The following is a 24,736-nucleotide window of genomic DNA, read 5'->3' on the forward strand; positions in this document are numbered from 1 at the left end:
ATCATAGCTGAGCAGGCCCTTTACCAGTGAACGCAACGCTGCATACGCCGCTTCTCGACAAGGTCCGCATTCCAGCCGACCTGAAGAAGCTTGACGAAAGCGAGCTGCCGCAGCTGGCCTCGGAGCTGCGCGCCGAGCTGATCGATGCCGTCTCGCATACGGGCGGGCATCTCGGCGCCGGCCTCGGTGTCGTCGAACTGACGGTGGCGCTGCACTATGTCTTCAACACGCCGGAAGACCGCGTGATCTGGGATGTCGGCCACCAGGCCTATCCGCACAAGATCCTGACCGGCCGCCGCGACCGCATCCGCACGCTGCGCCAGGAGGGCGGCCTGTCCGGCTTCACCCGTCGCGCCGAGAGCGAATACGACCCGTTCGGCGCCGCGCACTCCTCGACCTCCATTTCCGCTGGCCTCGGCATGGCCATGGCGCGCGACCTCTCCGGCGGCCACAACAATGTCATTGCCGTCATCGGCGACGGCGCCATGTCTGCCGGCATGGCCTATGAAGCCATGAACAATGCCGGCGCGCTCGATGCTCGCCTGATCGTCATTCTCAACGACAACGACATGTCGATCGCGCCGCCGACCGGCGCCATGAGCGCCTATCTGGCGCGGCTTGCCTCTGGCAAGACCTATCTTGGCCTGCGCGACTTCGGCAAGAAACTGACCTCCTATCTCGGCAAGCGTGCCGATCGCGCCATCAAGCGGGCGGTCGAGCATGCGCGCGGCTACGTCACCGGCGGCACGCTGTTCGAGGAGCTTGGCTTCTACCATATCGGCCCGATCGACGGCCACAATCTCGAGCATCTGATCCCGGTGCTGAAGAACGTCCGCGACCATGCCGACGGTCCGGTGCTGATCCATGTCGTGACCCAGAAGGGCAAGGGCTACGCGCCGGCCGAGGCTGCGGCCGACAAATATCACGGCGTGAACAAGTTCGACGTCATCACCGGCGCGCAGACCAAGGCCCCGGCCAATGCGCCGGCCTACACCAAGGTGTTTGCCGAAAGCCTGGTCCAGGAAGCCCGCCTGGACGAACGTATCGTCGCCGTCACCGCCGCCATGCCGAACGGCACCGGCCTCGATTTGTTCGGCGAAGCGTTTCCGACCCGGACCTTCGATGTCGGCATTGCCGAGCAACATGCCGTGACCTTCGCCGCCGGCCTCGCCAGCGAGGGCTACAAGCCCTTCGCCGCCATCTATTCGACCTTCCTGCAGCGCGCCTACGATCAGGTCGTCCATGATGTGGCGATCCAGAAACTGCCGGTGCGTTTCCCGATCGACCGCGCCGGTTTCGTCGGCGCCGACGGCGCCACTCATTGCGGCGCCTTCGACACCACCTTCCTGGCGACGCTGCCGGGCTTCGTGGTGATGGCGGCCGCCGACGAGGCGGAGCTTCGCCACATGGTGCGCACCGCCGCCTATTATGACGAAGGCCCGATCGCCTTCCGCTATCCGCGCGGCAATGGCGTCGGCGTCGACATGCCGGAGCGCGGCTCGGTGCTCGAAATTGGCAAGGGCCGCATCGTCAGGGAAGGCACCAAGGTGGCGCTTCTGTCCTTTGGCACAAGACTGCAGGACTGTCTGCTGGCGGCCGAGGAACTCGGCGCGGCAGGGCTTTCGACGACGGTTGCGGACGCCCGTTTCGCCAAGCCGCTGGACGAGGATTTGATCCGCCGTCTCGCCCGCTCGCACGAAGTGCTGGTGACGGTGGAAGAGGGGGCTGTCGGCGGTTTCGCCAGCCACGTGCTGCAGTTCCTCGCCCATGAAGGCTTGCTGGAAAGCGGTCTGAAAGTTCGGCCGCTGGTGCTGCCGGACGAGTTCGCCGACCACGCCAAGCCGGAAAAAATGTATGCCGATGCCGGGCTCGACGCGGCCGGCATCGTGCGCACCGTGTTCGTCGCGCTCGGCCATTCCGCGCGCGCGCAGCGCGCCTGAATCAAACCTCACGCAGCTGAAGCAGTTGCCTGTGCAAGCCTGACACTTTGTTAACGCTTCTCTTTGGCGTTTCGCTTACCGTCTCTTTTGGCCGTTTTTCAACGCCGCCCTGCTAGAACTGCCTCCAGGCAGGGAGTTAAAAACAATGCGAACGCTTCTGTGCGGCGCGGCCCTTTTGGCCGTCATCGCCGCGCCGGCCATGGCCGAGACGCGCTATGACCGCAAGCTCGAACAGGCGGTGGCAGGCATCGTCGCCCGCAAGATGGGCGATATCAGGGGCGCTTTTTCCTACAAGCAGGTGCCGCAGCTTGTCGTCGTGCCGGACGCACCAGTCGTTGCTGTCGAGCGCCCGCGCAAGCAGGCTTCAGATGACGGAAGCGACGGCCTGATGCCGGCCGTTGAACGGCAGGTCTCACGGACGATCTTCTAAAACCACATATCGCGCACGCAGCGCCCATCGCGCGGCAGGTCGTCATAAGTGTCCAGCCCGTCGAATGGTCGATCGGCAGGTCGGCGACCGCCTCCGGCGGTGCCAGCCTGACATTGACGGCGATCCGCGTGCGGCCGCTGTCGCTGCGGCGCAAACCGCGCCAGGCAAGCACACAGGCACATGTCGGGCAAAACAGTATTTCCAGCGACGGCGTCTCCTTGCCAGCGCGGGTGTAGGACTGCACAGGCCCCACAAGCCGGATACGCTCGTCGACAAAGTCATAGGCCCAGAGTGTGCCATAGCGGCGGCAAAGCGTGCAATTGCAGGCCGTGATCGGGCCGGGATCGCCTTCCAGGGTCCAGTGGGCGGCGCCGCAATGGCAGGTTCCCGTCAGCATTCGTCTTCCTCCGCATTGCCTGAGCCTCTACATCTTGCCGGACTGGCTGCGCTATTCAACCGGGCGGACTGGCTTGCGGCCCGGGTCTCGACGTCCTCCTATGCCAATGTCCTTGCCTTCGCGGCCGGCTTTCGCCATGAAGGCCGATGAACTCCCCTCTGCCAGCCAGCACACGCCAGCGGCTCGACGAATTGCTCGTCCAGCGCGGCCTGTTTGCGAGCCGCTCGCGCGCCCGCGACGCGGTCGAGCGCGGCACCGTGACGGTCGACGGCGTGGTCGCCCGCAAGCCCGGCCAGACGGTTCTGCCGCACTGTCTCATCGTCATCGACGACCCGGCGCAGGGTTATGTCTCACGCGCGGCGCTGAAGCTGATCGCCGGGCTCGACCATTTCAGTCTCGATCCCGCGGGCAGTGAAGCCCTCGATATCGGCGCCTCGACAGGCGGCTTCACCCAGGTGCTGCTCGAACGCGGCGCGGCCCATGTCACTGCCATCGATGTCGGCCACGGCCAGATGCATCCCGGTGTCTCGTCCGACCCGCGCGTCACCGTGATCGAGGGCCTCAACGCTCGCGAGCTCGCGGCTGCCGATCTCGGCGGCCGTATCCCCGATTTCATCGTCTCCGATGTAAGCTTCATCTCGTTGAAACTGGCGATGCCACCGGCGTTGACATTGGCACGGGACGGCGCTCGTGCGGTGTTTCTGGTCAAGCCGCAATTCGAGGCCGGCCGCGAGGCGATCGGCAAGGGCGGTCTTTTGAAAGACCCTTATGACGCCGCCCGTGTGGCCGGCTTGCTGCAGGAATGGCTCGAAGGCGTCCCTGGCTGGCGTACATTGGGCTTGCACATGTCGCCGATCGAAGGCGGGGACGGCAACCGCGAATTCCTGCTTGCCGGGATCAAGGATGCCGGGACCAAGGATGCCGGGACCAAGGACCGATGAGCACGGGCTTCACCATCAAGAGACTGGGTTCGCAGGGCGACGGCGTCGCCGAGACGGAAACCGGCGAGCTGTTCATTCCCTTCACCCTGCCCGGCGAGACCGTCACCGCCGCGCGCGAGAGGGATCGCGCCATGCTGATGGCGGTATTGGAGACGTCGCCGCTGCGTATCGATCCGGCCTGCCGGCATTTCACCGAATGTGGCGGCTGCGCCGTCCAGCATCTGCAAGCCGACGCTTACCAGCAATGGAAACGCGACAAGGTCGTGCATGCCTTGAAAGGCATTGCCGGCGACATCGGCGCCCTGGTGCCGTGTGCGCCACACACACGCCGCCGCGTCGTGCTTGCCGCCAGGCGCGCCGACACAGGCATGCTGCTTGGCTTCCATCGCCATCTGTCGCCGGAAATCATCCCCATCGAGGAATGTCCGATCTCGCTGCCGGAGATCGTTGCCGCGCTCGATCGCTTGAGGTCGGTCGCCGACCTGGTTTGCGCCACCACCAAATCGTTCCGGATGGCGGTCACTGTGACGGGCTCGGGGCTTGACGTCGCTGTCTATGAGTCGGGCAAGCTGGGCGAGAACCAGCGCCGGGTCGCCTCCAACTTCATCATGGCCAATGGCTTTGCCCGGCTTTCGATCGACGACGAGATTGTCATCGAGCCGAAAAAGCCGGTGGTCATGTTCGGCACCGTCGCTGTCGCCATACCGCCTGGCGCCTTCCTGCAGGCAACGCAAGCCGCCGAACAGACGATGGCCGATCTCGTTGGCGGACATCTGAAGCGTGCCAGGAAAGTCGCGGATCTTTTCGCCGGCTGCGGCAGCTTTGCGCTTCGGCTGGCGGCCAAATCCGAAGTCCACGCGGTCGAAGGCGACGCGGCAGCCCTTTCGGCGCTCGACCGCGGATCGCGCTTCGCCACCGGCCTGAAGCGGGTAACCGGCGAACGCCGCGACCTGTTCCGGCGGCCGCTGACGTTCAAGGAGCTGAATGCTTTCGATGGCGTCGTCTTCGACCCGCCGCGCGCCGGCGCCGAGGACCAGTCGAAGCAGATCGCCCGCTCGGATGTGCCGTTCGTCGCCGCCGTCTCCTGCAATCCGGTGACGCTGGCACGAGACCTGCGCATCCTGATTGACGGCGGCTACATCTTGAAGAGCGTCACGCCCATCGACCAGTTCCTGTGGTCGCCGCATGTCGAGGCCGTGGCGCTGCTGGAGAAGCCGAAACGGCGACGTTAATCCGCCGATTTTCACAAGGCCGTGCTTGAGTTTGCCGCCCCCCGCAAGACGTAGCCGGCTGGCAAACTAGCCTTCGCGAACGCTTTCGTACCCGGCCGCTTGTGCGGCCTTGATGAACTTACGGTCGAAGGACACAAATGCTGAGCAGTGCGAGGACTTGCCCAGATGGAGCGCATCGGCGAAATCCATTCCCGTCTCGGCTAGATCGACCGCGGAAGAGACGATCGCAGCATCCTCTATCTCGACAGTGGGAAGCCCGCCGAACACCCGCAGTGCATTGACGATCGAGGCCTGATCATAACCATAGCCGCTGCGCAGCACCCACTCAGCCTCCAGGATCACCGTGACGGCGACGAAAACGGGCTGACCGTCGATCAGCCGCCGGGCTCGCGGGGACTGCTCGGGATCGTCGTTCGTCAGATACCTGACGACAACGTTGGTATCAATCGCGAGCATGGCGCCGCCGTGCTTCAGCAAGGACGGCCGCGTCCATCTCCTCCAAGGTCTTCGGTCTGCCACTGTGCGGCAGGACACCAAAGACATCTTCTGGTCGTGTCGGGGCAAAGGCAGGCGCCGGTCTCAAAAGTACACCGTCCGGTGTGTCTTCGACCTGCAGGCGCGTGCCCGCGCCCCAGTCCCTCCGTTTGCGGATCGCGCTGGGCAGGATTACCTGTCCCTTGGTAGAGACGGTCGTTATAAGTTTTTCGGTCGCGGCCATCGCGAAGGACCTTTGCGTAAGACGAACGTAAGATATCCCTATCGCGGAAGGTATTCAAGCCGACCGGATTCGTATCCTCAAACCCTGGTGCCGCCGACGGTCATCTGGTTCATCCTGAGATGCGGCTGGCCGACGCCGACAGGCACGCCTTGTCCGGCCTTGCCGCACATGCCGATGCCGGTGTCGAGTTTCATGTCGTTGCCGATCATCGACACACGGTGCATGGCGTCCGGTCCGTTGCCGATCAGCATGGCGCCCTTGATCGGCTGCGTCACCTTGCCGTTTTCGATCATGTAGGCCTCGGTGCAGCCGAACACGAACTTGCCTGAGGTGATGTCGACCTGGCCGCCGCCGAAGGATACCGCATAGATGCCGTTCTTGACCGAGGCGATGATCTCGTCCGGCTCCATGTCGCCCGCCGTCATATAGGTGTTGGTCATGCGCGGCATTGGCTGGTGCGCATAGCCTTCGCGCCGGCCGTTTCCCGTGGCTTTCATGCCCATCAGCCGGGCGTTCTGGCGGTCCTGCATGTAGCCGACAAGCTTGCCGTCCTCGATCAGCACATTGCGGGCCGAAGGCGTGCCTTCATCGTCGACGGTCAGCGAACCCCGCCGCTCCGGCATGGTGCCGTCATCGACCACGGTAACGCCCTTGGCGGCGACCTGCTGGCCGAGCAGGCCGGCAAAGGCGGAGGTCTTCTTGCGGTTGAAGTCGCCCTCCAGCCCGTGGCCGACGGCTTCGTGCAGCATCACGCCCGGCCAGCCGCTGGACAAAACGATGTCGAACGTTCCGGCCGGCGCGGGAATGGCTTCGAGATTGACCAGCGCCTGCCTGAGGGCCTCCCTGGCAGCATGCTTCCAGGCGTCCTCGACCAGGAACTCGCCGAACGCCTTGCGCCCGCCCATGCCATAGGAGCCGCTTTCCTGGCGGTCGCCGTCGCCGACGACGACGGAAACGTTGATGCGGACCAGCGGGCGGATGTCGCGCACGATCTGGCCGTCGGCGCGCACGATCTCGACATGCTGCCAGGACGCCGCGAGCGAGGCCGTCACCTGGCGCACGCGCGGGTCCTCGGCACGCAGCCATGCGTCGATCTCCTGCAACAGCTTGGCCTTGACCTCGAAGGAAGGCGAGGGGATCGGGTTCTCCTCGCCATAGAGATGGCGGTTGGTGCGCGCGGGTGCCGCGGCAAGCGTGCCGGAATAGCCGCCCTTGACGGTCGAGACCGCGTCGGCGGCGCGCAGCAGCGACGCCTCCGAAAGATCGCTGGAATGGGCGTAGCCGCTGGCCTCGCCGGCCACGGCGCGCAGGCCAAAACCCTGGTCGGTGTTGAAATTGGCGGTCTTCAGCCTGCCATTGTCGAACATCAGCGCTTCGCTCTCGCTGTATTCGAGGAAGAGTTCGCCGTCATCGGCGCCGTTCAGTGTGTCGGCGACGATCCGCTTGATGCGATCATCTGAAATGTCGAATTGGCCGGTCAGGCTGTTCATGGCAGGTCCGCTCACAGGAGGAATGGTGTTGCCACGATGTAGGCGCGAAGACGCGCCTGCACAATCCGCAATGACGATCCGCAGCCGGACAGTGGAGCGCTAATGCATGTCGCCCAGAAGTGTGCCGCGGTTCTGGGATAACGACATGCATCAAACAAAGACCTAAAGCGCGTCGTATGAATCCGTTTCAGCGCGACGCGCTTTAGGGCTCTACTTCTCGTCCACGAACGATTTGATGTCGCTGGTCATGGAATCCCAGTTCGAGAACTGCTCTTCGAGGTAGGAGCGGGTAACGCCGCCCCTGAACATGACATCCATCTTGAAGTTCGACCCGTCACCGGAAAAGGCCTTCACCCAGCGGTATTTCTTGTTCCATTCATTGGCCTGGTCGGCCGTGAAGGGGTCGGTATAGCCCGAGGAGAACTGGATAGACTTGCACTTCTCATGGTTTTCGCAGCCATAGAAGTAGATCACATATTTCATGCCCTGGAGCCGGCCGGAGATCATCGGATCACCGCCGTCATCCTTGTCCATCTTGGCCGAGCCATAGCCTTTCGCAAGCTCGAAAATGACGGCCGGATCGGGCGCCGTGATGATTTCGGTATCCTCGGCAAAGGCGACGGAAACGGCGCCGGTCAGGATCAGACCGGTCGAAAAAAGCAAAGAAAAAGCACGCATGATGACCCCCACAGCCAACAATCAAACCCGTGGGAATTGTGCGTCAGGAAACGGTTTCGCAAGCATCAAGCTCAGGGCAGGGCGGCAAAACCGTCGGCGAAGCCCTTGAGGTCGACAGGGATGCCGATGCCTTCTTCCGGCGTCTGGAAGACGATGAAGGTGGCCGACGTCCCGGTCTTCAGCGTATCGAGCAGCGGCTTTTCGAGAATGACCTCGGCATAGCAGCCGTCCTGGAAGCAGCGCACGAAATAGGCGCGGCCGATATCCTTGCCGTCGACATTGAGGCCCAGGCCATTGGGCAGCAAAACGCCGAGCGGGGCCAGCACGCGCAGGATCTCGGCCTTGTTGTCGGCGGTGCGCAGGACGACGACGGACAGTCCCATTTCCGGGCGATCCTCGGCAACGACGTTCTGCATCATCACGCATTGTTCCGAGGTGGCGCCGGCCGGCGTGTCGCAGATGATCGACCACGCGCCATGCGTCGACTTGACCGTGCCGCTGGGCTGCGCTGCATTGGCGACGCCGGTTGCGGACGAGCCGATACCGATCAGGGCGGCGAGAAAAACGACCTTCGCCCCGCTTCTCGAAAGCCAAGCGCTTTTCGAATGCCAGGCGCTCTTCGAATGCCAGGCGTTTCTCGAAAGCCAAGAGGTCATGACGGCTCCATTGCGAATCACGGCACTTTAAGCCGCGCCAAGGCCAAGTAAAGGATAGGGCGACCGCCGGTCAGCCCCGGCGGGCGCAATAATGCGCTTTTCCCTAGCAAATTCGCCCGAATTGCGACCGTCGGGCGCATTCCGGACACAAGCCCGCATAGCCTGTCTGTCGACGACCCGCGCGGGCCACGAGGCCGTCGAAACAGCGCGGCAGCACTTGCGCGCAAAAATGCCGCACGGTTTCGCCCGCTCCTTTCTTGCGGAGGGAAATAGAGTATGGTTTGAACCACCCTTGGGACTGTCCGGGATTCCCATCCCGGCATTGTTCGATATTCTTGCGTCGCGATCGCGAGGAACCGGGAGATGAAGAGGGCGATGAGAAAATTCCCAGCAAGCGCCAAATCGATGGCAACAGCAGGCGCCGCCGCCGCATTTTTCGCCGGTGCCTCCGCCCATGCGGCCCAGCCGCAGCCGTGGGAGATGACTTTTCAGCCGCCGGCGACAGACATGATGCGGCAGATCGAGTGGTTCGGGAACTACACGATGTGGTTCGTCGTCCCGATCACTGCTTTGGTTCTGGCGCTTCTCGCCTGGTGCATCTTCAGGTTCCGCGCCAGCAAAAACCCGGTTCCGTCCAAGACCAGCCACAACACGCTGATCGAGATCATCTGGACAGTCGGGCCGGTCGTCGTCCTGCTGTTCATCGCCATTCCCTCGTTCCAGTTGCTGACGGCGCAGTACACGCCGCCGGAAGAGGCCAAGCTGACCGTCAAGGTAACGGGCAATCAGTGGAACTGGGACTATGAGTACCAGACCGAGAACACGCTCTCCTTCAACTCGGCCATCCTGCAGGACGCCGACCGCGCCGCGATCGGCAAGGAAGACCGCAAGGTCTATCCGCGCCTGCTGGCGGTCGACAACGAGCTGGTCGTGCCGGTCAACACCATGACGCGCGTCCTGGTTACCGCAGCCGACGTGATCCATTCCTTTGCCGTTCCGGCCTTCGGCATCAAGATGGACGCGGTTCCCGGCCGCACCAACGAGACGTGGTTCAAGGCGGAAAAGGAAGGCATCTATTACGGCCAGTGCTCGCAGCTCTGCGGCAAGGACCATGCCTTCATGCCGATCGCCGTCCGCGTCGTATCCGATGCGCAGTACAAGACCTGGCTGGCAGCAGCCAAGACCGACCTCCCCGGCGCCAACAAGGCGCTGATGGCCGAGGTCGACGGTACCAACAAGGTAGCGGCCGCCGGCAATTGATGCCGCGGGTTAGCAAGAATTAGGGAACGGAGCCGACCATGGCAGAAGCTGCAGCTCACGACGACCACCACAAGCCCTATCATGGCTGGGTCCGGTGGGTGTACTCCACCAACCACAAGGACATCGGCACGCTCTACCTGATCTTCGCGATCTTCGCGGGCATCGTCGGCGGCGCGCTTTCGGTCGTCATCCGCATGGAGCTGCAGGAGCCGGGCATCCAGATCTTCACCGGTCTGGCGCAGATGGTCTATGGCATGAACGGCGATGCCGCCATCGACGGCGGCAAGAGCATGTACAACGCCTTCGGCACCGCGCACGCGCTGATCATGATCTTCTTCATGGTCATGCCGGCGCTGATCGGCGGCTTCGCCAACTGGATGGTGCCGATCATGATCGGCGCGCCTGACATGGCCTTCCCGCGCATGAACAACATCTCGTTCTGGCTGCTGCCGCCGGCCTTCCTGCTGCTCATCGCTTCGGCTTTCATGCCGAGCGCGCCCGGCGCCTATGGCGTTGGCGGCGGCTGGACGCTCTATCCGCCGCTGTCGACCTCCGGCCAGCCCGGGCCGGCCATGGATCTGGCGATCCTGTCGATCCACATTGCCGGCGCGTCCTCGATCCTCGGCGCCATCAACTTCATCACCACCATTTTCAACATGCGCGCGCCGGGCATGACGCTGCACAAAATGCCGCTATTTGCCTGGTCGGTTCTGATCACCGCCTTCCTGCTGCTCTTGTCGCTTCCGGTTCTGGCCGGTGGCATCACCATGCTGCTTACCGACCGCAATTTCGGCACCACCTTCTTCGCCCCGGATGGCGGCGGCGATCCGATCCTGTTCCAGCATCTGTTCTGGTTCTTTGGTCACCCCGAAGTGTACATCCTGATCCTGCCGGGCTTCGGCATCATCAGCCACATCGTCTCGACCTTCTCGAAGAAGCCGGTGTTCGGCTATCTCGGCATGGCCTACGCCATGGTCGCGATCGGCGCTGTCGGCTTCATCGTCTGGGCGCACCACATGTACACGACCGGCCTGTCGCTCGACACGCAGCGCTACTTCGTCTTCGCCACCATGGTCATCGCCGTACCGACAGGCGTGAAGATCTTCTCCTGGATCGCGACGATGTGGGGCGGCTCGATCTCGTTCAAGACGCCGATGCTGTGGGCGCTGGGCTTCATCTTCCTGTTCACGGTCGGCGGCGTCACCGGCGTCCAGCTCGCCAACGCCGGCCTCGACCGCTCGCTGCATGACACCTATTTCGTCATTGCCCACTTCCACTATGTGCTGTCGCTGGGTGCGGTCTTCGCCATCTTCGCCGGCTGGTACTACTGGTTCCCCAAGATGACCGGCTACATGTACTCGCCGGTGATCGCCAACACCCACTTCTGGGTCACCTTCGTCGGCGTCAATTTGATCTTCTTCCCGCAGCATTTCCTCGGCCTGGCCGGCATGCCGCGCCGCACCATCGACTATCCCGACGCGTTCGCCGGCTGGAACATGGTGTCGTCCTACGGCTCCTATATATCGGCCGTCGGCGTGGTGATCTTCCTCTATGGCGTGTTCGAGGCCTTCCAGAAGAAGCGCGTCGCCGGCGCCAATCCGTGGGGCGAGGGTGCAACGACGCTCGAATGGCAGCTGCCTTCGCCGCCGCCCTTCCACCAGTGGGAACAGCTGCCGAAGATCAAGTAAGGCAGCCCGAATACGAAACCGCCGGCCCGCCGGCGGTTTCGGCCAACGGAATGATTGGACTTATGTACGCATGGCCCTTGTCGACGACCCAATGATTGACGAAGCGGGCTTTCGCATGTCGGAAGCCACGTCGGGCGATTTCTTCGCCCTGCTGAAGCCGCGCGTCATGTCGCTGGTGGTGTTCACGGCCTTTGTCGGCATGGTCGCTGCGCCCGTGACCATCAACCCGCTGCTGGCGGTGATCGCCATCCTGGCCATTGCCATCGGCGCCGGCGCCTCTGGTGCGCTCAACATGTGGTACGACGCCGACATCGACGCAGTAATGAGCCGGACCGCCGGCCGCCCGGTACCCTCCGGCCGCATCCTGCCCGGCGAAGCCCTGAGCTTCGGCCTTGTGCTTTCGGTACTATCGGTGATGACGCTGGGCGTACTGGTCAACTGGCTGTCGGCGGCGCTGCTTGCCTTCACCATCTTCTTCTACGCCGTCGTCTACACGATGTGGCTGAAGCGCTCGACGCCGCAGAACATCGTCATCGGCGGTGCCGCCGGCGCCATCCCGCCGGTCATCGGCTGGGCCGCGGTGACCGGAACGGTGAGCCTGGAAAGCCTCGTCCTGTTCCTGATCATCTTCCTGTGGACGCCGCCGCACTTCTGGGCGCTGGCACTGTTCAAGTCCGACGACTACGCCAAGGCCGGCATCCCGATGATGCCGAACGTTGCCGGCCAGGCCTCGACCCGCCGCCAGATCTTTGCCTACGCCCTGATCCTGGCGCCGATCGGTGTGCTGCCCTGGGTGCTCGGTTTCACCACCGCCTTCTATGGCGTCGCATCAGTGGCTCTCGGCGCCGGCTTCGTCTGTTATGCCTGGAAAGTGCTGTGCATGGCCGATAGCGACCGCGTCATGAAGCCGGCCAAGGCTCTGTTCGCCTATTCGCTGCTCTACCTCTTCGCCATCTTCGCCATCTATCTTGCCGACTGTGTCGTCGGTCGCGCTTTGGCCATCGGTGGAGCATGACCATGATCGACAAGAAGCTTGAACTGGTCACGTTGACCGAAAGCCAGAAGAAGGCGCGGCGCAACCGTTCGGCGGCGATCGGCGTCGCGCTGGCGATTCTGGTCGTCATCTTCTACGTCGCGACCATCGTGAAATTCGGCCATACCGGATGAGGCCGATGATGACCCGCCAGACCGTGACCGATCCCAGGAAGAAGAACACCAACCGCGTCGTCGCCGCCGTCTGCGTCGCCTTCTTCGGCGGCATGATCGGCATGGCCTACGCTGCGGTGCCGCTCTACAAGATGTTCTGCCAGGCCACCGGCTATGGCGGCACGACGCAGCGCGCCGAAAAGCAATATGCCGGCCGCATCCTCGACCGCGACATCACCGTGCGCTTCGACGCCAACACCAACGGCATTCCGTGGCAGTTCCAGCCGGTCGCCCGTTCGGTCACCATCAAGATCGGCGAGACCACGCAGGCGCATTACAGCGCCACCAACAAGTTCGACCGCGCCGTTACCGGCCGCGCCACCTTCAACGTGCAGCCGGAACTGGCGGGCCCCTACTTCAACAAGGTCGAGTGTTTCTGCTTCACCGACACGACGCTGAAGCCCGGCGAGACGCTGGACATGCCGGTCGTGTTCTATGTGGATCCCGATATCGTCAACGTGCCGGAACTGAAGGACTTGAAGACGATCACCCTGTCCTACACCATGTTCCCGGTCCAAAAGAACAAGCCGGTGGCGTCATCGACGCCGGACAGCAGCAGCAAAGTTTCAGATACCGAAGCAAATCTCGGGGGTTGATATGGCAGACGCGCACGCAAAACCACAACACGACTACCATCTCGTCAACCCGAGCCCATGGCCCTTCCTGGGGTCGATCGGCGCGCTGGTGACTGCAGTCGGCGGCGTCGCCCTGATGCAGTATCTCAAGAACGGCGATTTTCCGATTTTCGGCCACAACATCGCGAATCCATGGCTGTTCTTCATCGGCCTGGTCATCGTCCTCTACACGATGTTTGCCTGGTGGTCGGACACCATCAAGGAAGCGCATGAGGGCCACCACACGCGCGTCGTGTCGCTGCATCTGCGCTACGGCATGATCATGTTCATCGCTTCGGAAGTGATGTTCTTCGTTGCCTGGTTCTGGGCCTATTTCGATGCCAGCCTGTTTCCGAGCGAAGTGCAGAATTACGCCCGCACCGCTTTCACTGGCGGCGTCTGGCCGCCGAAGGGTCTCGAAGTCCTCGATCCCTTCCATCTGCCGCTCTACAACACCATCATCCTGCTTCTGTCGGGCACCACGGTGACATGGGCGCACCATTCGCTCATCCATGGCGACCGCAAGGGCCTGATCAACGGCCTGGTGCTGACCGTCGGCCTCGGCATGCTGTTCACCATGGTGCAGGCCTACGAGTACATGCACGCTCCGTTCGGCTTCAAGGATTCCATCTACGGCGCCACCTTCTTCATGGCGACCGGCTTCCATGGCTTCCACGTCATCATCGGCACCATCTTCCTGCTGGTCTGCCTGATCCGCGCCTGGAAAGGCGACTTCACGCCCAAGCAGCATTTCGGCTTCGAGGCGGCTGCCTGGTACTGGCACTTCGTCGACGTGGTCTGGCTGTTCCTGTTCGCATCGATCTACGTCTGGGGATCGGTCGGCGCGGTGATCGAAGGCCACTGACGGCTTTCACCGAACCGACAAATCAGAAGGGCGGTCGCGGCAACGCGGTCGCCTTTCTTCTTTTCGGCGCCCGTTAATGTCCAACGGATTCGGCTGGTCGGGCTGGCTGCTTCAATTGGTCGACTGGACCGATGGCTGCATTGGGGTTACCGACTGCGACATGGACGAAATCTGGACTATGGTGCCGGATGGAACGCTGATCGAAATCGAGCCGTAAAGCATGACTATCCATGAGTGAAGATAGGGCGATCTGGCCACCCATCGAGCCGATCTCGGCCGGCCTGCACGGACGCTGCCCGCGCTGCGGCGAAGGACGGCTGTTTTCCGGCTTCCTCACCGTCGGCAAGCGCTGCAACAATTGCGGCCTCGACTATTCCTACGCCGATGCCGGCGACGGCCCGGCGGTGTTCGTCATCCTGATCATCGGCTTCATCGTCGTTGGGCTGGCGCTGTGGGTGGAGGTGACGCTGAGCCCGCCGCTGTGGCTGCATTTCATCATCTGGATACCGCTGGCCGTGGCGCTGTGCCTGACGGCGCTGAGGCTGATCAAGGGGGTGCTGCTAACGCTTCAATACGCCAACAAGGCGGCCGAAGGCCGCCTGGACCAGGGGCAATGAACGAGGCGCTCACCAAGCCCGCCGGCCGCTCGCGGCCGAAGACGGCATTGCTGCTCGGCCTCGGCCTGGTGGTGTTCGTCATCCTGCTCGGGCTTGGCACATGGCAGGTGCAGCGCCTGTACTGGAAGGAAGCCCTTCTGCAGACCATCGACCAGCGCACCCATTCAACGCCGCAGCCGCTGGCGGACGTCGAGAAGGAATTCGCCGCCACCGGTGATGTCGACTACACGCCGGTCACCGTCAGCGGGACGTTCCTGCACTCCGGCGAGCGGCATTTCTACGCCACATGGGACGGCGACGCCGGCTTCAACGTCTATACCCCGCTGGCCCTCGACGATGGCCGCTATGTCCTGATCAACCGCGGCTTCGTTCCCTATGATGTAAAGGATGCCGCCAAGCGCCCGCAAGGGCAGGTGACCGGCAAGGTCACGGTCACCGGCCTGGCGCGCAACCCGCTGCCGGCCAAGCCGTCGATGATGCTGCCCGACAATGACGTGGCCAAGAACATCTTCTATTGGAAGGATCGCGATGCCATGGCGGCGAGTGCCGGCCTGCCGGCCGGTGCCGTGCTGGTGCCGATCTTCATCGACGCCGACAAGACGCCGAACCCGGGCGGGCTGCCGGTCGGCGGCGTCACCATCATCGACCTGCCGAACTCTCATCTGCAATATGCCTTCACCTGGTATGGCCTGGCGGCGGCTCTTGCCGCGGTTCTGATCGTCAGGCTGCGCCGTCCGGCAAAGACTGAATGATCCAGAGCATCATCCCGAAAAGTGGGAACCGGTTTTCGGACAAGATCATGCTCCAACAAAGAGTTAGATCAGGCTGACCATTCAACCTGATCTCAACTGCCCTTGACAGGGCAGGGGTGCACACCTCATTTCGCGTCACGATACGATCAACCGATCTGGAATCATGCTGCAGACCGCCACAAAACCACCGCTGACGATCCGGCTCTGCCAGCCGCGCGGCTTTTGCGCCGGTGTCGACCGCGCGATCCAGATCGTCGTGCTGGCGTTGAAGAAATACGGCGCGCCGGTCTATGTCCGCCACGAGATCGTGCACAACCGCTATGTCGTCGAGGGCCTGCAAAGCCTTGGCGCGGTTTTCATCGAGGAACTCTCGGAAATCCCGGCCGAGCACCGCAAGTCGCCGGTTGTCTTCTCAGCCCACGGCGTGCCGAAATCGGTGCCGGCCGACGCCAAGGCACGCGAGCTCTTCTATCTCGACGCCACCTGCCCGCTGGTGTCCAAGGTGCACAAGCAGGCGATGCGCCATCAGCGGCTCGGCCGCCATGTGCTTCTGATCGGCCATGCCGGCCATCCCGAAGTGATCGGCACCATGGGCCAACTGGCTGAAGGCGCCGTCACGCTGATCGAGACCGAAGCCGACGCTGGGACCTTTGCCCCCGCCGACCCGGAAGCGCTCGGCTTCGTAAGCCAGACAACGTTGTCGGTCGAAGACACTGCCGGCATATTGCGGGTGCTGCAGGAGCGCTTCCCGCAACTGCATGCACCGGCCGCCGAATCGATCTGCTACGCCACCACCAACCGCCAGGAAGCGGTCAAGGAAACCGCCGCCGGCGCCGATCTCTATCTGATCGTCGGTGCGCCCAATTCCTCCAATTCGCGCCGTCTTGTCGAAGTGGCGGAGCGCGCCGGCGCCACCATGTCGCTTCTCGTACAGCGCGCCGCCGAAATTCCGTGGAATGACGTCACAAACATCTCGACGCTCGGCCTGTCTGCCGGCGCGTCGGCGCCGGAGATCATCGTCGACGAGATCATCGATGCCTTCCGCCAGCGCTTCGAGGTGAACATCGACCTGGCGATCACGGCCACCGAAACGGAGGATTTTCCAGTCATGCGGGTTCTGCGCGATGTCGAACTGACGCGGGCCGACATGGCCTTCGTCAACGGAGCCGCGTGAACAGCCCATGGCGGTCTACACCGACGTCAATGAGGGCGAACTCGGCGCGTTCCTGAGGGCATATCCGGTCGGCGAACTCTTGTCCTACAAGGGTATCGCCGAAGGCACGGAGAATTCGAATTTCCTGCTGCACACCTCAAGCGGCTCTTACATACTGACGCTCTACGAGAAGCGCGTCGACAAGGCCGACCTGCCGTTCTTCCTCGGCCTGATGGGCCATCTCGCCCGCAAAGGCATTTCCTGCCCGTTGCCGGTGACCGCGCATGACGGCACCGTCATCGGCACGCTGGCCGGCCGTCCCGCGGTCATCATCACCTTCCTCGAAGGCCTGTCGCTCCGGCGGCCGACAGCGGCGCATTGCGCGGAGGTCGGCAAGGCGCTCGCCGCCCTGCATCTCGCCGGCCAGGATATTGCGATGACGCGTGACAACGCACTGGCCATCGAGGGCTGGCGCAAATTGTGGAACGCCTCGCGCGACCGCGCCGACGAGGTCGAGCCGGGACTGGCGGCCGAGGTCGACGCGGATTTCGCCGACTTCGGACGCCATTGGCCGCAAGGCCTGCCGGCAGGCATCATCCATGCCGATCTGTTTCCCGACAATGTCTTCTTCCTCGGCGAGAAACTGTCCGGCCTCATCGACTTCTATTTCGCCTGCAACGACCTCTACGCCTATGACGTCGCCACCTGCCTCAATGCTTGGTGTTTCGAGAAGGATTTCTCCTTCAACCTGACCAAAGGCACGGCGCTGCTGGCCGGCTATCAGAGCGTGCGGCCTTTGAGCGAGGGCGAGAAAGCAGCGCTGCCGATGCTTTCGCGCGGCTCGGCGCTGCGCTTTATGCTGACCCGGCTCTATGACTGGCTGACGGTTCCCGAGGGCGGGCTGGTCATGAAGCGCGATCCGACCGAATATATCCGCCGCATGCGCTTCCACCGCGCGATCAGGTCGCCTTCGGAATACGGACTGACATGACCAAGCAGGTTGAAATCTTCACCGACGGTGCCTGCTCGGGCAATCCCGGTCCCGGCGGCTGGGGCGCCATCCTGCGCTTCAACGGCAAGACCAGGGAATTGTCGGGCGGCGAGGCCGAGACGACCAATAACCGTATGGAGCTGCTGGCCGCCATCTCGGCGCTGAATGCGCTGAAGGAGCCGTGCTCCGTCGAGCTTCACACCGACAGCAAATATGTCATGGACGGTATCTCCAAATGGATCCACGGCTGGAAGAAAAACGGCTGGAAGACCGCCGACAAGAAGCCGGTCAAGAACGGTGAACTGTGGCAGGCGCTGGATGAGGCCAATCGGCGCCACAAGGTGACCTGGAACTGGGTCAAGGGCCATGCCGGCCATACCGAGAACGAACGCGCCGACGAACTCGCAAGGGAAGGCATGGCGCCGTTCAAGAAGAGTCCGTTAAAACCTGTGGCGCCGAAGCCTGCGGCGGCGCTGAAGCCGGCGGCATCCGAGAAGCAGCCTGCGGCGCCACGGGCACGGCGCTCGACCCAAAGCTATTGAGCTCAAGCTATCGGCAGGGGATCTCACTCATGCCGATCGTATACTACATCACCCATCCCCAGGTTCAGATCGATGCCAACGTTCCCGTGCCGCACTGGGGGCTGTCCGAGATCGGACGGGCTCGAGCATCAGCCATGCTCGAGCAGCCATGGGTCGGGTCGATCCGGCGGGTCGTCTCGTCGGCCGAACGCAAGGCGATCGAAACCGCCGAGATTCTTGGCAAACACCTCGGCCTCGCGGTCGAGGTGCGGGAGCGCATGCATGAGAACGATCGGTCGGCAACCGGCTTCCTGCCGCCGCCGGAGTTCGAGGCGGTCGCCGACCAGTTCTTCGCCAACCCGCACAAAAGCATCCGCGGCTGGGAGCGGGCCATCGATGCCCAGCAACGCATTGTCAGCGAGGTCGAAACGGTGCTGGGTGCTGCCGATGGCGGCGACATTGCCTTCGTCGGCCATGGCGGCGTCGGAACGCTCTTGCTGCTCTCGCTCAGCGATCGCGCAATCAGCCGCGAGGCGGATCAGCCGGCCGGCGGCGGCAATTACTTCGCCTATGATGTCGGCACGCGCCGCGTCGTCCACGGATGGCGGCCGATAGACAGTCTGGCGCCGCGCTAAAGCGGATGTCAGGAGATCATCGACACCGTAGCGGCGATGAAGCCGCTGGCGACCAGCGGATAGAACCTGTCCTCAGCGGATCAGCAGGGCCGTGCCGTAGAGGCCGAGCGCGAACACCGTGTGCGAGATCACATTGAAGGCGCGGATCTGCATCGCGTTGGGGCGCTTTGAGGCAGCCCAGCCGGCGCCCATGCCGGGCGCCAGCAGGAACCAGCCGGCGCCGATGGTGACCATGCCGAGGATGAAGGCCGGCAGGAAGGTCGGCGCGTCCAGCCATGCCGTGCCCACCAGCGCCACCAGGATGAAGCCGTAGACGATGCCGGTGACATAGTGGAAAGCCCAGCCCAGCGCCTGCTCATGCGCATAGGGTGCGGCTTGGGCGATATCGTCGTGGAAAACCTTGCCTTCCCTAAGGTGCCAGACCCAGCGGCCGGGCGGCCCCCAGTTCGGCCGCGGCTGGCTGAGCGCCAGATGCAGGAACAGCGCCCAAAGATCCATCAGCACCGTGGCGCCGATGCCGATCGCAACGCTGCGCCAGATGATGTCAAACATCGTCGATGTCCCCCAAAGCAGGCAATCCGGCTGGAAGCGCGTGGTCGTCAGGCCATGGCGCTCATGAGCCGACGCGGCCGCTGCGGTTTAGAGCTGGCTCAGAATGTGAGCGGCACCCGATGTGTCGACTCCTGGCTTGGTCTCGACATTGAGCGCGGTGACCTTGCCGTTGTCGACGATCATCGAGAAGCGCTTCGAGCGCAATCCCATGCCGCCGCTGGAATAGTCGGAGTCGAGGCCGATCGACCTGGCGAAGTCGCCATTGCCGTCGGCGAGATAGAGGATCTTGCCTTGACCGCCGGTGAAATTGGCCCAGGCGCCCATGACATGGACATCGTTGACGGAGACGACGGCGATGGTGTCGACGCCGCGGGCCAGGATGGCATCGTGGTTCTCGAGATAGCCCGGCAGATGATTGTTGCTGCAGGTCGGCGTGAAGGCGCCTGGAACGCCGAACAGCACGACCTTCTTGCCCGCGAAAATCTCGGCCGAGGTGATCACCTTGGCGCCGTCGGCGGTCATTTCCTTGAAGGTCGCATCGGGCAGTTTGTCGCCAACGGCAATCGTCATGATGGTCCTCGTGTGAAAAGCAGGGAAGGTTTCTTGCGATAGCGAAATCGGGCATCTCCCGCAACCGCCGACAAGGCCTGGATCAAGGGAAAGCCCTGATCGGGTTCGGTATCAGGGGAACGGCAGAACGCCCTCGACCGCGCCTTCGGCACTTGTCAGGGTGTAATACAACCCGCCATCGGTCGGTGTCGTCGACGGCCGGTCGAGGATCGGAATGGTAAATACCAGCCGGCCGTCCTTTTCGCTGCGTGCAGGCGCCCCGAACATATAATCGCGTCCCCCGGCGACGAATAAATCCGCCGCCTCCGGATCTCCGGGAAAAGTCGCCTCGACCATCAGCGTCTCATGGTCGCCCGGCAGCACCTTGATCCCGAAATCGGGCTTGGCAGGCGCGGGCAAGGTGGCGAGTGCAGCCTTCACCAGCGCCGCATCCTCGGCATTGTCGGGATCGGCGGCGGGATCGACGCTCAGCCGCGTCTGTACCGGAATACAGATCGTCTCGCATATGCCGAGAAAGATGTCGGCATCGATGACGGCCGCATCCCCAGGCGACGACAAAGTGAATGTCACCGGCAGCGAGACCGGATGGTTGTAGCCGGCCCATTTGCCGTAGCCGTCGTCATGGCGCTGCGGCGGAGGGAAGGAAAACGCCGCATCGGTGATGTTGGTGCTGGCCGAAACGTCGATCTGCGGCGGCACGCCGGCGTCGCCCGGATCGCGCCAATAGGTCTTCCAGCCGGGCTTGAGCGCGATGTCGAGAACGCCCTGTATGCGACCGGCCTCGTCGGCCTTGCCTGTTGTCACCAGCCGCACCTTGCCCCCTTCGCTGTTGTACCAGTCGGAAGACGAGGCGGCGGCGGGAAGGGCTGCTCCGCATCCGATGGCGGCGCCGAGCAGCAGGATTTTCAAGCTTTGCATGGCGTTGATTTGATCGTCAGTTCATGGCCGCGCAATGTTTTCATGGCGCTCTGCGTATCATATTTGCGTGACCTTCGGGTAAGGAACAGTTGGGTTCAAGCAATCGGCCGAGCAAAGTTCGCAGTCAAGATTCCGTTGTTCCAACCATTGGGCTTTGGCCGAATCGCACGCGGCGCATCTTTTCGGCGTCCCGGAAACGCGTTACGCTCCAGTCCATGGATTTGTTGCGCCACAAAAAGACGGCCGGTGGACGCGGCTTTCTTGACGACCAGTTTCTGATTGCCATGCCCGGCATGAAGGACGATCGCTTCACGCGCTCGGTCATCTACATCTGTGCGCACAGCGATGAAGGCGCCATGGGCCTGATCATCAACCAGACGCAGCAGATGCTGTTTCCCGATCTTCTGGTGCAGCTCGGCATCATGAACGAGCAGGAGGCGATCAGGCTGCCGGCGCAGGCTCGCGACTTCGTCGTGCGCAATGGCGGCCCCGTCGACCGTAGCCGCGGCTTCGTCCTGCACTCGGGCGACTACCGGGTGGAATCCTCGCTCACCGTCTCCGACGATATCTGCCTGACCGCGACGGTCGACATATTGCGCGCCATCTCGTCCGGCCGCGGCCCGCGGCGCGCATTGATGGCGCTCGGCTATTCCGGCTGGGGCGCCGGCCAGCTGGAAACCGAGATCGCCGAGAATGGCTGGCTGACCTGTCCGGCGACGCCCGAGCTTCTGTTCGACGCCGACATCGAGCGCAAATACGACCGCATCCTGGCATCGATCGGGATTGATCTGGCGCATCTGAGCCTGGCCGCGGGGCACGCCTGAGGCCTCGCATTTGCCGACGTTCCGCCGAACCTTCGCGACTAGCCGAAGCCGCCCGCCACTTTCGTCATCCTAGGGTCTGCGCTGCGTCGCTGCGCTCCTTGCTTCGCCCCAGGATGACGAAGGCGCGGTCGCTTCAGCTAATTTTCGGGGTTCATTCCAATGTAACCACGCGCCTGCACGACGCATGCCTCACCCATCACGCCTGCGTCATCGGGTACTGCTCTTTCAGCGCCTTCAGCACCTGGTCGCCGGGCATCGGCGCGCCGAACATGAAGCTTTGCACATATTCGCAGCCCATCTGGCGCAGTTCCAGCGCATCGCTTTCGTCGGAAATGCCCTCGGCCACCACCGACAGGCCGAGTTCATGCGCCATGTTGACCATGGATTTGAGCAGCACCGCCCGCTTCGGCGTCGCGTCGTCGACGAAGCTCTTGTCGATCTTGATGGTGTCGAAGGGGAAGCGGGTCAGATAGGCGAGCGAGGAATAGCCGGTGCCGAAATCGTCCAGCGACAGGCCGATGCCGAGCTGCTTCAGCTTGGTCAGCACATGCGAGGTCTGCTCTGGATTGTCCATGACCAGCGATTCGGTAAGTTCGAGCCGGAAGCAGCGCGGCTTCAGATTGGCGCGGGCGATGACCGAGCGGACATCGCTGACCAGGTCGCGGCGGATCAGCTGGCGACTGGACAGATTGACCGACACCGACAGCGGCGTGTCGCCGATCTGCTTTTGCCAACCGGCGAGGTCTTCGGCCGCCTGCTGCATGGCAAACAGCCCAAGCTGCACGATCAGACCACAGCTTTCGGCGACCGGGATGAAATCGCCCGGCGGGATCATGCCGCGGCGCGGATGGTCCCACCTCAGCAGCGCTTCGAAGCCGGCAATGCTGCCGTCCTCCAGCCGTACGATCGGCTGGTAGGCAAGGGTGAACTCACGCCGCTCGATGGCGCGGCGCAGATCGGATTCGAATTGCAGCCGGTCGGTGCCGACGGTGCGGAAGGCCGGCCGGAACGGCTCGATCCTGTCGCCGCCGAAGCGCTTGGCCTGGTGCATGGCAAGCTCGGCGTCCTTGACCATGTCTTCTGCCGAAGTCTGCGCCGAGGTCCAGGTGATCAGGCCGATCGAGGCAGTCAGCACGATCTCGCGCTTGGCGAAGGTGATCGGGTTGTTGATGGCGTGCTTGATGGCGTCTGCCACCGCCGCGATGCGGGAGGGTTCCTGTTCGGAGAGCAGCATCAGGGCGAACTGGTCACCGGCAAAGCGCGACAGCGAATCCTTCGGTTTCAACAGCCGGTGCAAGCGGCGCGCAATGGTGAGCAGGATGGTGTCGCCGGCCGAGATGCCAAGCCCGTCATTGACCTGCTTGAAACGGTCGATGTCGATGACGAAGACGGTCGGGCGCACCTTCTCTTCGGTGCGCGCGATCGAGATGATGGCTTCCAGCCGGTTCATCAGAAGTTCGCGGTTGGGCAGGCCGGTCAGATTGTCGTGAACGGCATCGTGCAGCAGCCTTTCCTCGGACTTTTTCTGCTCGGTGACGTCGACCATGGTGCCGACGCAGCGAATCACTTCGCCGTCCGAGCCGATCACCGGCCGCGCCCGAAGCAAGAACCAGTGGTAGTGCCCGTCGGCGCCGCGCAGGCGGAAATTCTGCGAGACCCGGCCGCGCCGATGTTCGAGCACCACGTCGAGGGTGGTGCGGAACGTGTCGCGGTCGTCGGCATGCAGCACCGGCAGCCAGTTGCGGGCCGCACCCCCCAGGCTGTTGGGCGCCAGGCCAAGCTGGATGCTGACGTCGGGCTTGGTGACGACGCGGTCGCGCAGCACGTCCCAGTCCCACACCGTGTCGCCGGAGCCGGCGACGGCCAGCGCCTGGCGCTCGAGATCGGAGAACAGGCCCTGATGCAGCGCGCCGCCGGCAAAGGCATGCTGCATGACGGTGAAGCCGATCAAAAGGATGATCAGGATCAGCCCGCCGCCCAATGCCGGCTGGGCGATGTCGTTGTCGAGCATGCCGGTGATCGCCATCCACGACCCGCACAGCCATAGCAGCACCATCACCCAACTGGGCACCAGCATGATCGCACGGTCGTAACCACGAAGACCGAGCAGGATGATGAGGCCGAGCCCGGTCAGCGCGGTGGCGGCAAAGGACAGCCGGGCAATACCGGCGGCGACGGCCGGATCGATGATGGCCACACCCGCGATCAGCACCAGGCCGAGAATCCAGACCAGCGCGCCATAGCTGAAATGCCCGTGCCACCGGTTGAGGTTGAGATAGGCGAACAGGAACACCACGAAGGTCGCCGCAAGCGCCACCTCCGTTCCCGCCCGCCACATCTGCTCGTTGCCGGGCGATATCTCTATGATCTTGTTCAGAAAGCCGAAATCGACGCAGATATAGGCAAGTACCGCCCACGCAAGTGCGGCTGTCGCCGGAAACATCGAGGTTCCCTTGACGACGAAAAGGATGGTCAGGAACAGCGCCAGCAGCCCGGCGATGCCGATGACGATGCCGCGAAACAGCGTGTAGGAATTGACCGAGTCCTTGTAGGCTTCCGGCTCCCATAGATAGACCTGCGGCAGCTTCGGCGAGGCGAGTTCGGCGATGAAGGTGATCACCGTTCCCGGGTTCAGCGTCACCCGGAACACGTCGGCGTCGGAGCTTGACTGGCGGTCGAGCGCGAAGCCCTCGCTGGGTGTGATCGCGGCGATGCGGGTGGCGCCGAGATCGGGCCAGAAGATGCCGGAATTCACCAGCCTGAAATGCGGCGCCACGATCAGCCGGTCAAGCTGCTGGTCGGTGGTATTGGCGAGCGCGAACACCGCCCAGTCACCGCTCGAGCGCGCGTCATTGGCCTCGACCTCGATGCGCCGGACGATGCCATCGGGGCCGGGTGCGGTCGACACCTGGAAGTTTTCGCCCTGGTTGCGGTAAATCTCGACGGCGCGCGACAGGTCGAGCGCGACATCGTCGCGGGCAATCTTGATCGGTTCGACGGCGAAGGCCGGGAGCGCCGCGCAAAGCGTGACGACAGCCGCCAGAACAAAGGCCAACAGCGACCCGTTTCGCAGGAAATTCGTCAAAAA

Annotated in this window: 27 protein-coding genes and 1 pseudogene; 18 read left to right on the forward strand and 10 right to left on the reverse strand. The window is 63.3% G+C overall.

Annotation, left to right across the window (positions count from 1 at the left end; genetic code table 11):
- Window positions 1–26 precede the first annotated feature (26 nt).
- Together dxs and NKJ18_RS10435 are read left to right on the forward strand one after the other, a co-directional pair.
- Window positions 27–1,940 (forward strand): 1-deoxy-D-xylulose-5-phosphate synthase, encoded by a 1,914-nt coding sequence (gene dxs, locus NKJ18_RS10430; protein WP_023706656.1) that lies wholly within the window; start codon window positions 27–29, stop codon window positions 1,938–1,940.
- A gap of 145 nt (window positions 1,941–2,085) precedes the next feature.
- Window positions 2,086–2,370: a hypothetical protein gene (locus tag NKJ18_RS10435; RefSeq protein ID WP_023668429.1), complete on the forward strand. Its 285-nt coding sequence runs from the start codon at window positions 2,086–2,088 to the stop codon at window positions 2,368–2,370.
- On the opposite strand, the pseudogene NKJ18_RS10440 reads toward NKJ18_RS10435, so the two are convergent.
- Window positions 2,367–2,767, reverse strand: a pseudogene (locus tag NKJ18_RS10440) (GFA family protein). The gene NKJ18_RS10435 and the pseudogene NKJ18_RS10440 overlap by 4 nt on opposite strands.
- 146 nt (window positions 2,768–2,913) lie before the next feature.
- Between NKJ18_RS10440 and NKJ18_RS10445 the strand changes: the two are divergent.
- Both NKJ18_RS10445 and NKJ18_RS10450 read left to right on the forward strand, forming a co-directional pair.
- Window positions 2,914–3,708 carry a TlyA family RNA methyltransferase gene (locus tag NKJ18_RS10445; protein ID WP_352758187.1) on the forward strand — a complete coding sequence of 265 codons (795 nt, stop codon included), beginning with the start codon at window positions 2,914–2,916 and terminating at the stop codon, window positions 3,706–3,708.
- Window positions 3,705–4,940, forward strand: coding sequence for a class I SAM-dependent RNA methyltransferase (locus NKJ18_RS10450; RefSeq protein WP_023668426.1), 1,236 nt, complete (start codon window positions 3,705–3,707; stop codon window positions 4,938–4,940). The genes NKJ18_RS10445 and NKJ18_RS10450 overlap by 4 nt, the downstream gene beginning before the upstream one ends.
- 66 nt (window positions 4,941–5,006) lie before the next feature.
- Here the strand turns inward: NKJ18_RS10450 and NKJ18_RS10455 are convergent, their stop codons facing one another.
- From NKJ18_RS10455 to NKJ18_RS10475, 5 genes are all read right to left on the reverse strand, one after another.
- Window positions 5,007–5,396: a type II toxin-antitoxin system VapC family toxin gene (locus tag NKJ18_RS10455; RefSeq protein ID WP_023692077.1), complete on the reverse strand. Its 390-nt coding sequence runs from the start codon at window positions 5,394–5,396 to the stop codon at window positions 5,007–5,009.
- Window positions 5,383–5,658, reverse strand: a complete 276-nt coding sequence (locus NKJ18_RS10460) for an AbrB/MazE/SpoVT family DNA-binding domain-containing protein (RefSeq protein WP_081732289.1) — start codon at window positions 5,656–5,658, stop codon at window positions 5,383–5,385. The genes NKJ18_RS10455 and NKJ18_RS10460 overlap by 14 nt, the downstream gene beginning before the upstream one ends.
- Window positions 5,659–5,735: 77 nt before the next feature.
- Window positions 5,736–7,148 (reverse strand): metalloprotease TldD, encoded by a 1,413-nt coding sequence (gene tldD / locus NKJ18_RS10465; RefSeq protein WP_023738485.1) that lies wholly within the window; start codon window positions 7,146–7,148, stop codon window positions 5,736–5,738.
- A gap of 210 nt (window positions 7,149–7,358) precedes the next feature.
- Entirely contained in the window at window positions 7,359–7,826 is a 468-nt protein-coding gene (locus tag NKJ18_RS10470; RefSeq protein WP_352758188.1) for a YbjN domain-containing protein, read from the reverse strand.
- A 71-nt stretch (window positions 7,827–7,897) separates the two neighbouring features.
- A complete protein-coding gene (locus NKJ18_RS10475; protein WP_023668422.1) occupies window positions 7,898–8,482 on the reverse strand; it encodes an invasion associated locus B family protein in 585 nt (194 codons plus the stop codon).
- A 375-nt stretch (window positions 8,483–8,857) separates the two neighbouring features.
- Here NKJ18_RS10475 and coxB point away from each other — a divergent pair, with 375 nt between their 5' ends.
- The 13 genes from coxB to NKJ18_RS10540 all read left to right on the forward strand — a co-directional run bounded on the left by coxB (window position 8,858) and on the right by NKJ18_RS10540 (window position 18,784).
- Window positions 8,858–9,742 carry a cytochrome c oxidase subunit II gene (coxB, locus tag NKJ18_RS10480; protein ID WP_352758189.1) on the forward strand — a complete coding sequence of 295 codons (885 nt, stop codon included), beginning with the start codon at window positions 8,858–8,860 and terminating at the stop codon, window positions 9,740–9,742.
- Between the two features lie 38 nt (window positions 9,743–9,780).
- On the forward strand, window positions 9,781–11,430 hold the full coding sequence (ctaD, locus tag NKJ18_RS10485) for a cytochrome c oxidase subunit I (protein ID WP_352758190.1): 1,650 nt from the start codon (window positions 9,781–9,783) through the stop codon (window positions 11,428–11,430).
- A 70-nt stretch (window positions 11,431–11,500) separates the two neighbouring features.
- Complete coding sequence (locus tag NKJ18_RS10490) at window positions 11,501–12,445, forward strand: heme o synthase (RefSeq protein WP_352758191.1); 945 nt, start codon at window positions 11,501–11,503, stop codon at window positions 12,443–12,445.
- Window positions 12,442–12,597: a cytochrome c oxidase system small membrane protein gene (locus NKJ18_RS10495; protein WP_023668418.1), complete on the forward strand. Its 156-nt coding sequence runs from the start codon at window positions 12,442–12,444 to the stop codon at window positions 12,595–12,597. The genes NKJ18_RS10490 and NKJ18_RS10495 overlap by 4 nt, the downstream gene beginning before the upstream one ends.
- Before the next feature lie 8 nt (window positions 12,598–12,605).
- Complete coding sequence (locus NKJ18_RS10500) at window positions 12,606–13,232, forward strand: cytochrome c oxidase assembly protein (protein WP_023692073.1); 627 nt, start codon at window positions 12,606–12,608, stop codon at window positions 13,230–13,232.
- 1 nt (window position 13,233) lies between these two features.
- A complete protein-coding gene (locus tag NKJ18_RS10505; protein WP_023668416.1) occupies window positions 13,234–14,115 on the forward strand; it encodes a cytochrome c oxidase subunit 3 in 882 nt (293 codons plus the stop codon).
- Window positions 14,116–14,191: 76 nt separating this feature from the next.
- Complete coding sequence (locus NKJ18_RS10510) at window positions 14,192–14,332, forward strand: L,D-transpeptidase family protein (protein WP_023735578.1); 141 nt, start codon at window positions 14,192–14,194, stop codon at window positions 14,330–14,332.
- 13 nt (window positions 14,333–14,345) lie between these two features.
- Window positions 14,346–14,732 (forward strand): DUF983 domain-containing protein, encoded by a 387-nt coding sequence (locus NKJ18_RS10515; protein ID WP_023668414.1) that lies wholly within the window; start codon window positions 14,346–14,348, stop codon window positions 14,730–14,732.
- Window positions 14,729–15,484 (forward strand): SURF1 family protein, encoded by a 756-nt coding sequence (locus tag NKJ18_RS10520; RefSeq protein ID WP_352758192.1) that lies wholly within the window; start codon window positions 14,729–14,731, stop codon window positions 15,482–15,484. The genes NKJ18_RS10515 and NKJ18_RS10520 overlap by 4 nt, the downstream gene beginning before the upstream one ends.
- A gap of 163 nt (window positions 15,485–15,647) precedes the next feature.
- The gene (gene ispH, locus NKJ18_RS10525; RefSeq protein WP_352758193.1) at window positions 15,648–16,658 is read left to right on the forward strand and encodes a 4-hydroxy-3-methylbut-2-enyl diphosphate reductase; all 1,011 of its coding nucleotides are present in this window, start codon (window positions 15,648–15,650) and stop codon (window positions 16,656–16,658) included.
- Window positions 16,659–16,665: 7 nt separating this feature from the next.
- Window positions 16,666–17,628, forward strand: a complete 963-nt coding sequence (locus NKJ18_RS10530; protein ID WP_352758194.1) for a homoserine kinase — start codon at window positions 16,666–16,668, stop codon at window positions 17,626–17,628.
- On the forward strand, window positions 17,625–18,170 hold the full coding sequence (rnhA, locus tag NKJ18_RS10535; RefSeq protein WP_023698520.1) for a ribonuclease HI: 546 nt from the start codon (window positions 17,625–17,627) through the stop codon (window positions 18,168–18,170). Before NKJ18_RS10530 ends, rnhA begins: the two co-directional genes overlap by 4 nt.
- 29 nt (window positions 18,171–18,199) lie before the next feature.
- A complete protein-coding gene (locus NKJ18_RS10540; protein ID WP_023698521.1) occupies window positions 18,200–18,784 on the forward strand; it encodes a histidine phosphatase family protein in 585 nt (194 codons plus the stop codon).
- A gap of 72 nt (window positions 18,785–18,856) precedes the next feature.
- On the opposite strand, the gene NKJ18_RS10545 is transcribed toward NKJ18_RS10540, so the two are convergent.
- From NKJ18_RS10545 to NKJ18_RS10555, 3 genes are all read right to left on the reverse strand, one after another.
- Window positions 18,857–19,336 carry a DUF2938 domain-containing protein gene (locus NKJ18_RS10545; RefSeq protein ID WP_352519995.1) on the reverse strand — a complete coding sequence of 160 codons (480 nt, stop codon included), beginning with the start codon at window positions 19,334–19,336 and terminating at the stop codon, window positions 18,857–18,859.
- Window positions 19,337–19,423: 87 nt separating this feature from the next.
- A complete protein-coding gene (locus tag NKJ18_RS10550) occupies window positions 19,424–19,906 on the reverse strand; it encodes a peroxiredoxin (RefSeq protein WP_023698522.1) in 483 nt (160 codons plus the stop codon).
- Between the two features lie 111 nt (window positions 19,907–20,017).
- A complete protein-coding gene (locus tag NKJ18_RS10555; RefSeq protein ID WP_023732090.1) occupies window positions 20,018–20,824 on the reverse strand; it encodes a protein-disulfide reductase DsbD domain-containing protein in 807 nt (268 codons plus the stop codon).
- Between the two features lie 215 nt (window positions 20,825–21,039).
- On the opposite strand from NKJ18_RS10555, the gene NKJ18_RS10560 reads away from it, so the two are divergent.
- A complete protein-coding gene (locus tag NKJ18_RS10560) occupies window positions 21,040–21,648 on the forward strand; it encodes a YqgE/AlgH family protein (protein ID WP_023668405.1) in 609 nt (202 codons plus the stop codon).
- Between the two features lie 196 nt (window positions 21,649–21,844).
- On the opposite strand, the gene NKJ18_RS10565 is transcribed toward NKJ18_RS10560, so the two are convergent.
- Window positions 21,845–24,733 carry an EAL domain-containing protein gene (locus tag NKJ18_RS10565; protein ID WP_031203549.1) on the reverse strand — a complete coding sequence of 963 codons (2,889 nt, stop codon included), beginning with the start codon at window positions 24,731–24,733 and terminating at the stop codon, window positions 21,845–21,847.
- Between the last annotated feature and the right edge of the window lie 3 nt (window positions 24,734–24,736).

The sequence above is a fragment of the Mesorhizobium sp. M0217 genome (assembly GCF_040321955.1).
In the GTDB taxonomy this organism is placed as follows: Bacteria; Pseudomonadota; Alphaproteobacteria; order Rhizobiales; family Rhizobiaceae; genus Mesorhizobium.